The organism is Pseudomonas sp. CM27 (genome assembly GCF_013179515.1).
Lineage (GTDB): Bacteria > Pseudomonadota > Gammaproteobacteria > Pseudomonadales > Pseudomonadaceae > Aquipseudomonas.
Genome location: NZ_JABMCN010000201.1, coordinates 1 through 11189, shown reverse-complemented (window position 1 = coordinate 11189; position 11189 = coordinate 1). Strand labels below are relative to the sequence as shown.

15 protein-coding genes are annotated in these 11189 nt (G+C 63.5%); 8 read left to right on the top strand and 7 right to left on the bottom strand.

The window, feature by feature from the left end; all coding sequences use genetic code 11:
• Positions 1 to 395, bottom strand: a 395-nt coding sequence (locus HP547_RS21685) for a pitrilysin family protein (protein WP_172287397.1), incomplete at its 3' end; no start/stop codon positions are given.
• A gap of 231 nt (positions 396 to 626) precedes the next feature.
• On the opposite strand from HP547_RS21685, the gene ftsY reads away from it, so the two are divergent.
• The 4 genes from ftsY (at position 627) to rpoH (ending at position 4806) form a co-directional block, all read left to right on the top strand.
• Complete coding sequence (ftsY, locus tag HP547_RS21680) at positions 627 to 2144, top strand: signal recognition particle-docking protein FtsY (protein ID WP_172287396.1); 1518 nt, start codon at positions 627 to 629, stop codon at positions 2142 to 2144.
• A gap of 2 nt (positions 2145 to 2146) precedes the next feature.
• Positions 2147 to 2818, top strand: coding sequence for a cell division ATP-binding protein FtsE (gene ftsE / locus HP547_RS21675; protein WP_172287395.1), 672 nt, complete (start codon positions 2147 to 2149; stop codon positions 2816 to 2818).
• Positions 2815 to 3840 carry a permease-like cell division protein FtsX gene (ftsX, locus tag HP547_RS21670; RefSeq protein ID WP_172287394.1) on the top strand — a complete coding sequence of 342 codons (1026 nt, stop codon included), beginning with the start codon at positions 2815 to 2817 and terminating at the stop codon, positions 3838 to 3840. Before ftsE ends, ftsX begins: the two co-directional genes overlap by 4 nt.
• 111 nt (positions 3841 to 3951) lie before the next feature.
• Positions 3952 to 4806 carry an RNA polymerase sigma factor RpoH gene (rpoH, locus tag HP547_RS21665; RefSeq protein ID WP_015272155.1) on the top strand — a complete coding sequence of 285 codons (855 nt, stop codon included), beginning with the start codon at positions 3952 to 3954 and terminating at the stop codon, positions 4804 to 4806.
• 104 nt (positions 4807 to 4910) lie between these two features.
• Here rpoH and mtgA read toward each other — a convergent pair whose 3' ends face one another.
• Positions 4911 to 5621, bottom strand: a complete 711-nt coding sequence (gene mtgA, locus HP547_RS21660) for a monofunctional biosynthetic peptidoglycan transglycosylase (RefSeq protein WP_172228362.1) — start codon at positions 5619 to 5621, stop codon at positions 4911 to 4913.
• A gap of 65 nt (positions 5622 to 5686) precedes the next feature.
• Between mtgA and HP547_RS21655 the strand changes: the two genes are divergently transcribed.
• The 4 genes from HP547_RS21655 to trmB all read left to right on the top strand — a co-directional run bounded on the left by HP547_RS21655 (position 5687) and on the right by trmB (position 7960).
• The gene (locus tag HP547_RS21655) at positions 5687 to 6058 is read left to right on the top strand and encodes a DUF423 domain-containing protein (protein ID WP_172228364.1); all 372 of its coding nucleotides are present in this window, start codon (positions 5687 to 5689) and stop codon (positions 6056 to 6058) included.
• A gap of 102 nt (positions 6059 to 6160) precedes the next feature.
• Entirely contained in the window at positions 6161 to 6361 is a 201-nt protein-coding gene (gene thiS, locus HP547_RS21650) for a sulfur carrier protein ThiS (protein ID WP_172228366.1), read from the top strand.
• 54 nt (positions 6362 to 6415) lie between these two features.
• Positions 6416 to 7228 carry a thiazole synthase gene (locus HP547_RS21645; RefSeq protein WP_028698437.1) on the top strand — a complete coding sequence of 271 codons (813 nt, stop codon included), beginning with the start codon at positions 6416 to 6418 and terminating at the stop codon, positions 7226 to 7228.
• 9 nt (positions 7229 to 7237) lie between these two features.
• On the top strand, positions 7238 to 7960 hold the full coding sequence (gene trmB, locus HP547_RS21640; protein ID WP_172287393.1) for a tRNA (guanosine(46)-N7)-methyltransferase TrmB: 723 nt from the start codon (positions 7238 to 7240) through the stop codon (positions 7958 to 7960).
• A 244-nt stretch (positions 7961 to 8204) separates the two neighbouring features.
• Here the strand turns inward: trmB and HP547_RS21635 are convergent, their stop codons facing one another.
• The 5 genes from HP547_RS21635 to metW form a co-directional block, all read right to left on the bottom strand.
• Complete coding sequence (locus tag HP547_RS21635; protein ID WP_172228370.1) at positions 8205 to 8531, bottom strand: DUF3392 domain-containing protein; 327 nt, start codon at positions 8529 to 8531, stop codon at positions 8205 to 8207.
• Positions 8532 to 8540: 9 nt separating this feature from the next.
• Positions 8541 to 9716, bottom strand: a complete 1176-nt coding sequence (gene hemW, locus HP547_RS21630; RefSeq protein ID WP_172287392.1) for a radical SAM family heme chaperone HemW — start codon at positions 9714 to 9716, stop codon at positions 8541 to 8543.
• Positions 9713 to 10309 (bottom strand): RdgB/HAM1 family non-canonical purine NTP pyrophosphatase, encoded by a 597-nt coding sequence (rdgB, locus tag HP547_RS21625; RefSeq protein WP_172228374.1) that lies wholly within the window; start codon positions 10307 to 10309, stop codon positions 9713 to 9715. The genes hemW and rdgB overlap by 4 nt, the downstream gene beginning before the upstream one ends.
• Complete coding sequence (locus tag HP547_RS21620) at positions 10306 to 10740, bottom strand: DUF4426 domain-containing protein (protein ID WP_172228376.1); 435 nt, start codon at positions 10738 to 10740, stop codon at positions 10306 to 10308. The genes rdgB and HP547_RS21620 overlap by 4 nt, the downstream gene beginning before the upstream one ends.
• A gap of 22 nt (positions 10741 to 10762) precedes the next feature.
• A partial coding sequence (gene metW, locus HP547_RS21615; protein ID WP_172287391.1) for a methionine biosynthesis protein MetW occupies positions 10763 to 11189 on the bottom strand: 427 nt, incomplete at its 5' end.

Sequence of the window (11189 nt, the reverse complement as noted above, 5' to 3'; positions counted from 1 at the left end):
TCGGCTTCCAGTTCCAGGGCTACCGGCAGGCGGTCGCGGGCCAATACCTGGTAATAGGCGGTGTAATCGTCGCTGGTAAAGGCATTTTCTTCGGCGCCGAGGTCGCGCAGGATGCGCGATGCTTCGCCGGGGCCGACTTTGGCGCTGCCCTTGAACATCATGTGTTCCAGCGCATGGGAAAGCCCGGTCTGGCCCGGGGTTTCATAGCTGGAGCCGACCTTGTACCAGATCTGCGAGACCACCACCGGGGCGCGGTGGTCCTCGCGCACGACCACTTTCAGGCCATTGTCGAGGATGAATTCGTGGGTGGGTTGCACATCGGCGGCCAAGGCCGCGAGCGGCAGGCAGAGCGTGCCGAGCAACAGGCCAGCGGCGCGGCGGGCTAGAGCATTCATACGGTGTTTAACCTGTTCGGCGGCCTGCTGGGTTTAGCGTCGGCGGGCCAGGAGATGCTAGGATACTGATCCGGTTGCCTGGCGACCATGCCTGTCGCCGTTCTGGCCCACAGGACACTTCGACAAAACGTTGCGCATGAACCAGCCGGCTTCAAGATAGTCTGTTCTGCGTAGAAAGAATTCCCGATGCGCCATTGCTGGCTCATCGCTACCCTGAGATAGCCGTCTTCCATGTTTGGTTCCAACGACGACAAGAAAGCGCCGGCCGAGGCTGGTGAAAAGAAAGGCCTGTTCAGCTGGTTTCGCAAGAAACCGCAGCAACCCGACTTGCCCGCGAATGAAGCCCCCGCCGTCGAGCCGCCAGTAGCCGCTCCGGTCGAGGTATCGCCTGCCGAAACACCGCATGCCGCCGAGCCCGTCAAGGCCCCTGCGGCTGCGCCGCTGGTTGAGCCGACGCAGGTCGCGGAATCCGTCCAGTACCCGGTAGCCGAAGCCTCCGAGGCTGAACCGGTTGCCGTTCAGCCGTTGCCGGCTCCGGAGCCGGTCGCGGTGCCGCCGCTGGATGCACCAGCCGTGCAGCCTGTCCAGGCCGCGCCGGCCGAGCCTGGCCCGGTCGTCGAGCAGGCCGCGCCAGTCAGCAACCTGGTATTGCCAGTTGCCGAAGAGCCTGTGGCCCTGGTGCCAGATCTGGAGCCCAAAGCGCCGCCCGTCATCCCTGAGCGTCCTGAGCCAGCGCCTGCTGCGCCGGTGGCCACCGCCGCGGTCGCGACCACCGTCGTCGAACCACAGGCTGAAGCCGCGTCCGCCGTGGCCGAGCAGGCCAAACCCGGCTTCTTCGCCCGCCTCAAGCAGGGCCTGTCGAAGACCAGCGCCAGCATCGGCGAGGGCATGGCCAGCCTGTTCATGGGCAAGAAAGTCATCGATGACGACCTGCTCGACGAAATCGAAACCCGCCTGCTGACCGCCGACGTCGGCGTGGAAGCCACGTCGGCCATCGTCCAGAACCTGACCCAGAAGGTCGCGCGCAAGCAGCTGGCCGATGCCGATGCCCTGTACAAGTCGCTGCAGGAAGAGCTGGCCGCGCTGCTGCGCCCGGTCGAGCAGCCGCTGAAGGTGCAGGCGCAGAACAAGCCCTACGTGATCCTGGTTGTTGGCGTGAACGGCGCCGGCAAAACCACCACCATCGGCAAGCTGGCCAAGAAGCTGCAGCTTGAAGGCAAGAAGGTGATGCTGGCCGCTGGCGATACCTTCCGCGCTGCAGCGGTCGAGCAGTTACAGGTGTGGGGCGAGCGCAACCAGATCCCGGTCATCGCTCAGCACACCGGTGCCGACTCCGCCTCGGTGATCTTCGATGCGGTGCAAGCCGCCAAGGCCCGTGGCGCCGATGTGCTGATCGCCGACACTGCCGGCCGCCTGCACACCAAGGACAACCTGATGGAGGAGCTGAAAAAGGTTCGCCGGGTCATCGGCAAGCTCGATGCCGACGCGCCGCACGAGGTGCTGCTGGTGCTCGATGCCGGCACCGGCCAGAACGCCATCAGCCAGGCCAAGTACTTCAACCAGAGCGTCGAACTGACCGGCCTGGCCCTGACCAAGCTGGACGGTACTGCCAAGGGCGGGGTGATCTTCGCCCTGGCCAAGCAGTTCAAGCTGCCCATCCGCTTCATCGGTGTCGGTGAAGGCATCGACGACCTGCGCACCTTTGAAGCCGAGCCGTTCGTCAAGGCTCTGTTCGCCGAGCGAGACTGACCATGATCCGATTCGAACAGGTTGCCAAGCGCTATCCCAATGGTCATGTGGGTTTGCATGAACTGAGTTTCCGGGCGCGCCGGGGCGAATTCCTGTTCGTCACAGGCCACTCGGGTGCTGGCAAAAGTACCCTGCTGCGCCTGCTGCTGGCCATGGAACGCCCGACCAGTGGCAAACTGCTGCTGGCAGGCCAGGACCTGGGCCAGATCAGCAATGCGCAGATCCCGTTCCTGCGCCGGCAGATCGGCGTGGTGTTCCAGAATCACCAACTGCTGTTCGACCGCACGGTGTTCAACAACATTGCCCTGCCGCTGCAGATTCTGGGCCTGTCCAAGGCAGAGATCAGCAAACGGGTGGACTCGGCGCTGGAGCGTGTATCGCTGGCCGACAAAGGCGAGCTGTTTCCGGCCGATCTGTCCACCGGGCAGCAGCAACGGGTAGGTATTGCCCGCGCCATCGTTCACCAGCCGGCCCTGCTGCTGGCCGACGAACCCACCGGTAACCTCGACCCGCGCCTGGCTGCAGAGATCATGGGCGTGTTCGAGGACATCAACCGCCTGGGTACCACGGTATTGATCGCCAGCCACGACCTGGCACTGATTGCGCGCATGCGCCACCGCATGCTGACCTTGCAGCGCGGCCGCTTGATCGGCGATGGGGAGGCCGGGCAATGAGCACTACACGTACGCCGAAAGTTTCCGAGCGGGTTGCGCCGAAGCCGGCCGACCCGCAGCCGACGAAGAAAAAGCGCGGTGAAGACGATGACGGCCCGGATTTTCGCACCCTGCTGCATGCCTGGCTGGAAAGCCACCGTGCCAGCATGGCCGACAGCCTGCGCCGCCTTGGCAAGCAGCCTATCGGCAGCTTCTTTACCTGCCTGGTGATGGCGGTGGCGCTGAGCATGCCCATGGGCTTGTCGTTGCTGCTGAAGAACGTCGAACAGTTGGGTGGCTCGTGGCAGCGCGCTGCGCAGATTTCGCTATACCTCAAGCTCGATGCCGGTAGCCGCGATGGCGAGGCGCTGCGCGACGAGATCAAGGGTATGCCGGGGGTGTCGGACGCCCAGTATGTCAGCCGCGAGCAGGCGCTGGAGGAGTTCCAGCAGCAATCCGGCCTGGGCGAGGCCTTGCGTGAACTGCCTGATAATCCGCTGCCTGGTGTGGTGGTGGTGACCCCGACCGAGGTCGACAAACCGGCGCTGGAGGCCCTGCGTCAGCGGCTTTCGGAGCTGCCGCGGGTTGAAGTGGCACAGCTTGACCTGGTGTGGGTCGAGCGTCTGGCGGCGATTCTCAAGCTGGGTGACCGTTTCGTCTTCGGCCTGGCCGTGATGCTGATTTCGGCCCTGCTGTTAGTAATCGGTAACACAATTCGTCTACATATTGAAAACCGCCGTGTCGAGATCGAAGTGATCAAGCTGGTAGGTGGCACCGACGCCTATGTACGCCGGCCTTTCCTGTACATGGGCGCCCTGTATGGCCTGGGTGCGGGCCTGTTGGCGTGGGCCATCCTGGCGTTTGGCCTGAACTGGCTGAACGAGGCCGTAGTAGGGCTTTCCGGGCTGTACGGCAGTGACTTCGCCTTGGGCGGGGTGCCGGCGTCCGATGGTCTGTCGCTCTTGATCGGAGCGGTGCTGTTGGGGTATATCGGTGCATGGATTGCAGTCGCCCGCCACCTGAACGAGCTGGCGCCGCGATAGTTTTTACGTGCCAGCATTGACATTTTCTTCACTTTGGAACTTGTACCGTCGTTCCAGGTCAATGTTGGCAGCACCCACAAGGTGCGAGTCTGGTAAGTCGGAGGTTCTTGAATGACCACATCGTTGCAACCTGCCTATGCCCTGGTACCCGGTGCAAACCTGGAAGCCTATGTGCACACGGTCAACAGCATCCCGCTGCTGACGGTCGAGCAGGAGCGGGATCTGGGCGAGCGTCTCTATTATGAGCAGGATGTCGAGGCCGCTCGTCAAATGGTGATGGCCCACCTGCGTTTTGTCGTACACATTGCCCGTAGCTACGCCGGCTACGGGTTGGCCCAGGCCGACCTGATCCAGGAAGGCAACGTCGGCCTGATGAAAGCCGTCAAACGCTTCAACCCGGAAATGGGCGTGCGCCTGGTGTCTTTCGCCGTGCACTGGATCAAGGCAGAGATCCACGAGTTCATCCTGCGCAACTGGCGCATCGTCAAGGTGGCTACCACCAAGGCCCAGCGCAAGCTGTTCTTCAACCTGCGCAGCCAGAAAAAGCGCCTGGCCTGGCTGAACAACGACGAAGTGCATCGCGTAGCGGAAAGCCTTGGCGTCGAGCCGCGTGAAGTGCGCGAGATGGAAAGCCGCCTCAGCGGCCAGGACATGGCCTTCGACCCGGCAGCGGAAGCTGACGACGACAGCGCCTTCCAGTCGCCTGCGCATTACCTGGAAGACCACCGGTACGACCCGGCGGTGCAGCTGGAGGATGCCGACTGGAGCGATAACTCCACCAGCAACCTGCACGAAGCGCTGCAAGGGCTGGACGAGCGTAGCCGCGACATTCTGTATCAGCGCTGGTTGGCCGAAGAGAAAGCCACGTTGCATGAGCTGGCGGACAAGTACAGCGTTTCGGCTGAGCGCATTCGCCAGCTGGAGAAGAATGCGATGAACAAGGTCAAGGCGTTGATCGCTGTTTGATCCAGCCTTGGCTGCACTGAAAAGCCGCTGGCCCTGATCGGGTGAGCGGCTTTTTTGTTTGTGGCTTCAAGGGCCTCTTCGCGGGCGTGCCCGCGAAAAGGCCCTTAAAGCTTCCGCGGAGTGTCGAGCTGCATCAGATAGCTGGGCCCACCCAACTGGCTCATCTGCCGGCGAATCCATCCGGCACGGCTGGCCACGTAGGCACTCGGCCGGCTGGCACTCCACTTGATCGGGCTCGGCAGCACCGCCGCCAGCTGCGCGGCCTGCTGACGGCTGAGCCGGCTGGCATCGACGCCAAAGTGATAGCGCGCCGCTGCCTGGGCGCCAAATACACCCTTGCCCCACTCGGCACTGTTCAGATAAACCTCGAGAATTCGTTCTTTCGACCAGAACAATTCGATCAGCGCGGTGAACCAGGCCTCCAGGCCCTTGCGCAGCCAGCTGCGGCCCGACCACAGGAACAGGTTCTTGGCCACCTGCTGAGTGAGGGTGCTGGCACCACGCACGCTGCCACCGCGCTCGTTGTAGGCCAGTGCCGCCTGGATGGCCGGGATGTCAAAACCCCAGTGGCTGGCGAACTTCTGGTCTTCGCCAGCGATGACCGCGACCTTGAGCTCGTCGGAAATGTTTTCCCACGGCTGCCAGTCGCGCTGCAGGTCGATCGGCTCGCCATTCACCCAGGACTGTACCTTGCGCTCGACCATCAGGGCAGTGCCGGGCGGCGGCACCCAGCGAAACACCAGCACCAGCACGATGCTGCCGGCAGCAAACCAGAGCAGGGCACGGGTGAGGCGGCGAAGAAGGGTTGGCAGCATGTCGATGGCTTGGCCGTACGGGTGGAAGGGGCCATTATACAGACCCGATCCTAGGAGTCGTCCCAATGCTTCGCAGCTTCCTCATGCTTGCCGCCTTTTTCGGCTTTACCGGGGTCGCCCTGGGTGCCTTCGCTGCCCACGGCCTGAAGAACCGGCTGACGGCGGACTACCTGGCGATTTTCCACACCGGTGTGACCTACCAGTTGGTCCATACCCTGGCGATCCTTGCCGTTGCGGTGCTTTCAGCGCACCTGCCGGGGCGCCTGGTCGGCTGGGCCGGCGGCCTGTTCGCCCTGGGCATTGTGCTGTTCTCCGGCAGCCTGTACCTGCTGACCCTCAGCGGCGTGAGCAAGCTGGGCATCATCACCCCAATCGGCGGCCTGTGCTTCCTCGCCGGCTGGCTGTGCCTGGGCCTGGCAGCCTGGCGGCTGGGCTGACCAAGTGGTCCACAATCGCGACTAATGGCGTGCACCGCCCTTGGGTTGCAGGGTGGTTCGGCGCTAGAATGCGGGCCCCAAAGAACAATGGTGGCCGTGCGCATGCGCATTCAACTGAACGGTGAACCTTACGAACTGCCTGCCGGCGAGAGCGTTGCAGCCCTGCTGACGCGTCTGGAGCTGGGCGGGCGCCGGGTTGCAGTGGAACTGAACCTGGACATCGTGCCGCGTAGCCAGCACGACAGCACGCTGCTGAACGACGGCGACCAGGTCGAAGTGGTCCACGCCATCGGTGGCGGCTGACAGCAGCCCGGCGGTTCACAAGCAAGCCCTGCAACCTTTTCCCGAGGAACAACGATGAGCAACGTTCGTAGCGACAAGCCCTTCACCCTGGCCGGGCGTACTTTCCAGTCGCGCCTGCTGGTCGGCACCGGCAAGTACCGTGACATGGAAGAAACCCGCCTGGCCACCGAGGCCTCGGGTGCCGAAATCGTCACTGTCGCCGTGCGCCGCACCAACCTTGGCCAGAATGCGGGCGAGCCGAACCTGCTCGACGTGCTGTCTCCCGACAAATACACCATCCTGCCGAACACCGCAGGCTGCTTCGATGCGGTGGAAGCCGTACGCACTTGCCGGCTGGCGCGCGAACTGCTCGATGGGCGCAAATCGCATGAGTCCCGGACGCTGGTGAAACTGGAAGTGCTGGCCGACCAGAAAACCCTGTTCCCCAACGTGATCGAAACCCTCAAGGCCGCCGAAGTGCTGGTCAAGGACGGTTTCGACGTGATGGTGTACACCAGCGATGACCCGATCATCGCCCGTCAGCTGGCCGAAGCCGGCTGCATCGCGGTCATGCCCCTGGCTGGCCTGATCGGTACCGGCCTGGGGATCTGCAACCCCTACAACCTGCAGATCATCCTGGAAGAATCCAAGGTACCGGTGCTGGTCGATGCCGGCGTGGGTACCGCTTCCGACGCCACCATTGCCATGGAGATGGGTTGCGAGGCCGTGCTGATGAACTCGGCCATCGCCCATGCCCAGCAGCCGGTGCTGATGGCCGAAGCCATGAAGCACGCCATCGTCGCTGGTCGCCTGGCCTACCTGGCCGGCCGCATGCCGAAGAAACTCTACGCCAGCGCCTCTTCGCCGCTGGATGGTCTGATCAAGTAAGAGCCACAGATGACTGAATCGCACGATACGCCGAGCACCCCTGACGGCGAAGCCCGCCCGCACCGCCGCATCAAGAGTTTCGTGATGCGCGCCGGGCGCATGACCGAAGGCCAGCAGCGCGGCCTGGACCAGGGCGGCCCGCTGTACATCCTGCCGCTGGCCGACAGCCCGGTGGACTACGACCAGGTATTCGGCCGTTCGGCGCCGCGCACCCTGGAGATCGGCTTCGGCATGGGCCATTCCCTGCTGGAAATGGCGGCTGCCGCGCCTGATCAGGACTTCATCGGCGTGGAAGTGCACCGCCCGGGTGTTGGCGCGCTGCTCAACGGCGTGCTGACCCAGGGGCTGAAGAACCTGCGGGTGTATGACTGCGATGCGATCGAAGTGCTGAACCGCTGCGTGGCGGACAACAGCCTCGACCGCTTGATGCTGTTCTTCCCCGACCCATGGCACAAGGCGCGCCATCACAAGCGCCGCATCGTCCAGCTGGAATTCGCCGAGCTGGTACGGCGCAAGCTCAAGCCCGGTGGCGTGTTCCACATGGCCACTGACTGGGAGCCGTATGCCGAGTACATGCTTGAAGTGATGAGCGCGGCCCCGGGCTACCGCAACCTTGCAGCCGACGGCAGCTACGTGCCACGCCCTGAAGAGCGCCCGATCACCAAGTTCGAACGTCGCGGTGAGCGGTTGGGGCATGGGGTGTGGGACTTGAAGTTCGAGAAGGTGGATTGATCGGCTGATCCGGCCTTTCGGTGCGCTGCTGCCTGCAGAAATGCAGGCGCAAAAAAACCGCCTTGAGAAAGGCGGTTTTTTTTATGTGAGCGACAGGACTGAGTATCCTTTCGCTCCGGGGCGTCACTGAAAACCCTCCACACGAAAATGTCGGGATTTCATGCGCGATCACTTCGATGACGCCCGCTAAAGGGTAGTCGGGTGGTAGGGCTGCCCTGGTTCTCCGGGGCAGCTTTTAGCAGGCTTACCCGCGGCGGTCAGCCACCACGCCAATGATCACCAGCACCACCAATAATACCGGCGCCAACGCATAGTTGTTGAACTGGCTCAGCCCCTTGACCACCCAAGGCGTGGCATAGATCAGCGCCGCACCGCTGCCGATCATCACCATCAGTGCCATGAACGGCACGCGCAGGGCACCCGCCAGACTGCCCAGGCGTTGTTCGGCCCAGCCTTTGACATCGCTGCCAAACAGCACCAGCAGGCAGCCTACCAAGGCCAGCGAAATCTCCGACAGGTTGCCGCGGCTCCAGCGGGAAACCGTCGCAAGCAGATCAAGTACCAGATCCATGGGTCGTCCTTAGGTCAAGAAATACTGCAGCAGGTCATTGAGGAACAACTGGCCCCGTGGCGTGGCTGCCAGTCGATCCGGTTCGACCTGCAAAAGGCCTTTTTGTTCGGCAGCACGGCGTGCCTCGCGCAGTTGCTCCAGTGGCAATCCGGTGCGCTGAGTGAACAGTTCAGCCTCCACGCCATCGGTGAGGCGCAGCGCATTCATCAGGAACTCGAACGGCAGCTCGTCCACTGGCAGCAGCTTCTCGCCGGCCTTGAACGGCTTGGCCAGGTTCAGGTAGTCCTTGGGCAGGCGGGTTTTCCAGGTACGCAGGATGCGCCCGTCGGCAAAGGTCAGCTTGCCGTGTCCGCCGGCGCCGATGCCGATGAAGTCGCCAAAGCGCCAGTAGTTGAGGTTGTGCCGGGCAGCACGGTCTGGCTGGGCATAGGCCGAAACCTCGTACTGCCGGAAACCGTGCCTGGCCATCAGCGCCTGGCCGGCTTCCTGGATGTCCCAGAGAATGTCATCCTCCGGCAGCTCGGGTGGCTGGTTCCAGAACACCGTGTTCGGCTCCACGGTCAACTGATACCACGACAAGTGGGTCGGCCCCAGGTCGATGGCCTGGCGCAGATCGCCCAGTGCGTCGTCCAGCGACTGGTCGGGCAGCCCGTGCATCAGGTCCATGTTGAAGTTGTCGAAGCCGGCGGCGCGTGCCATGCCGGCGGCGCGGATCGCTTCATCACCATTGTGGATGCGCCCCAACGCCTGCAGCTTGGCCGGCTGGAAGCTCTGCACGCCGATCGAAAGGCGGTTGATGCCGGTCTGCCGATAGGCCTTGAACTTGTCCTGCTCGAACGTGCCGGGGTTGGCCTCCAGGGTGATCTCGATGTCGGGCGCGAACGGGATGCGCTGCTCCACGCCCCGCAGCAGCTGGCCAAGGGCATTGGCACTGAACAGGCTAGGGGTGCCGCCGCCGAAAAAGATCGAGCTGATCGGGCGGCCCTGTACGGCGGCCAGCTCCTGGTCGAGGTCGGTCAACAGGGCGGCGACGTAGGCGTCTTCCGGCAGTTCAGGGCCGGCAGCGTGGGAGTTGAAGTCGCAGTACGGGCATTTGCGTACGCACCACGGGATGTGGATGTACAGCGCCAGCGGCGGCAGGCTGGTAAAGCCGGCCACGCCGGAATGGGACAGCGTCGCGATCATGCCAGGCCCAGACGTTGGCGCAGCAGGACCATGGCGCGGGCGCGGTGGCTGAGCTGGTTCTTGTCTACCGGGGCCAGGTCGGCGCTGGAGCAGTTGCGCTCTGGTACCCAGAACAGCGGGTCGTAGCCAAAACCGTGCTCGCCGCTGGCCTGGAGCAGAATGCGCCCGTGCCACAGGCCTTCGCACAGGATCGGCAGCGGGTCGTCGGCATGCCGCACCAGCGCCAGCACGCAGACGAACTGGGCACCGCGTTCGGCTTCCGGCACGTCTTTCAGGGCTTCGAGCAGCTTGGCGTTGTTTGCCGCGTCGCCCTTGCCATCGGCATAGCGCGCCGAGTAGATGCCCGGTGCGCCGCCGAGAAAGTCCACCGCCAGGCCCGAGTCGTCGGCCAGGGCCGGCAGGCCGGAAATGCGTGCGGCATTGCGTGCCTTGAGGATGGCGTTTTCAACGAACGACAGGCCGGTCTCTTCCGGCTCGACCTGGCTGAACTCGCCGATCGAGCGCAGTTGCACAGACTGGCCGAGCATGGCCTGGAGTTCCTTGAGTTTGCCGGCGTTGTGGCTGGCCAATACGAGTTGCTGGAAATTCATCATTCGCCTGGGAACACTTCCTGGTTGAAGCTGAGGGAGTTGCTGATGCCGCCGGTTTCGATATTCAGGTCGAAGGTGACGGTTTCGGGCTGTTCGATCTTGAACTGGGCGATGTAGTACACCGCGCCCGGTTCGGTAATCTGTTTGAACGACAGCGGGCTGCTGCGCCCGGTCAGGTCCTTGACCGTGCCGCTGACTAACGCCGTGGCAGGCTTGTTGGCCTTGAGCACTGCAACGTTGAGCACACCCTGGTTCTTGCTGCGCACCAGGCCGGTGGCTGCGGCCACCTCGGGTGTGAGCATGCTCGATGTGAAGGCGCTGTAGTGCACCGTCACATCGCCAAACACTTCCTTGCGCTCGGGGCGGGCGGCATCGGCAGCCAGCACCGGCAGGGCCAGGCACAGGCTGATCAGGAGCAGGGTCAGGCGACGCATGGGGTGATTCCTCCGCAGGGCGTCAGACTGCGACCTGGTGCTGTTGCAGGCCCGGGCTGCTGACGCGATAGATGCCGATCTCACCTAGAAGATTAGGCCAAAGCCGGCCGACCCACCCGTTGCGATGCAAGTGGTCGACCGCCAGGCGGTCGAGCACCTTGGCCCTGCGCTCGTGCACCAGTTCCTCGAAGTCGGCGAAGGTGCAGAAGTGGATGTTCGGCGTGTTGTACCAGGTATACGGCATGAAGTCCGACACCGGCATGCGGCCTTTGGTCGCCAGGTACCAACGGCAGCGCCAGTGGCCGAAGTTGGGGAAAGTGATGATGCACTGACGGCCCACACGCAGCATCTCGTCGAGGATGCGGTCAGGGTACTCCACGGCCTGCAGGGCCTGGGTCATGATCACCACGTCGAAACTGTTGCTGGCGAAGTTGCCCAGGCCTTTGTCC

Coding starts and splice junctions, on each gene's coding strand:
- ftsY (WP_172287396.1), top strand. CDS start 627: ATGTTTGGTTCCAACGACGACAAGAAAGCGCCGGCCGAGGCTGGTGAA.
- ftsE (WP_172287395.1), top strand. CDS start 2,147: ATGATCCGATTCGAACAGGTTGCCAAGCGCTATCCCAATGGTCATGTG.
- ftsX (WP_172287394.1), top strand. CDS start 2,815: ATGAGCACTACACGTACGCCGAAAGTTTCCGAGCGGGTTGCGCCGAAG.
- rpoH (WP_015272155.1), top strand. CDS start 3,952: ATGACCACATCGTTGCAACCTGCCTATGCCCTGGTACCCGGTGCAAAC.
- mtgA (WP_172228362.1), bottom strand. CDS start 5,621: ATGCTGCCAACCCTTCTTCGCCGCCTCACCCGTGCCCTGCTCTGGTTT.
- HP547_RS21655 (WP_172228364.1), top strand. CDS start 5,687: ATGCTTCGCAGCTTCCTCATGCTTGCCGCCTTTTTCGGCTTTACCGGG.
- thiS (WP_172228366.1), top strand. CDS start 6,161: ATGCGCATTCAACTGAACGGTGAACCTTACGAACTGCCTGCCGGCGAG.
- HP547_RS21645 (WP_028698437.1), top strand. CDS start 6,416: ATGAGCAACGTTCGTAGCGACAAGCCCTTCACCCTGGCCGGGCGTACT.
- trmB (WP_172287393.1), top strand. CDS start 7,238: ATGACTGAATCGCACGATACGCCGAGCACCCCTGACGGCGAAGCCCGC.
- HP547_RS21635 (WP_172228370.1), bottom strand. CDS start 8,531: ATGGATCTGGTACTTGATCTGCTTGCGACGGTTTCCCGCTGGAGCCGC.
- hemW (WP_172287392.1), bottom strand. CDS start 9,716: ATGATCGCGACGCTGTCCCATTCCGGCGTGGCCGGCTTTACCAGCCTG.
- rdgB (WP_172228374.1), bottom strand. CDS start 10,309: ATGATGAATTTCCAGCAACTCGTATTGGCCAGCCACAACGCCGGCAAA.
- HP547_RS21620 (WP_172228376.1), bottom strand. CDS start 10,740: ATGCGTCGCCTGACCCTGCTCCTGATCAGCCTGTGCCTGGCCCTGCCG.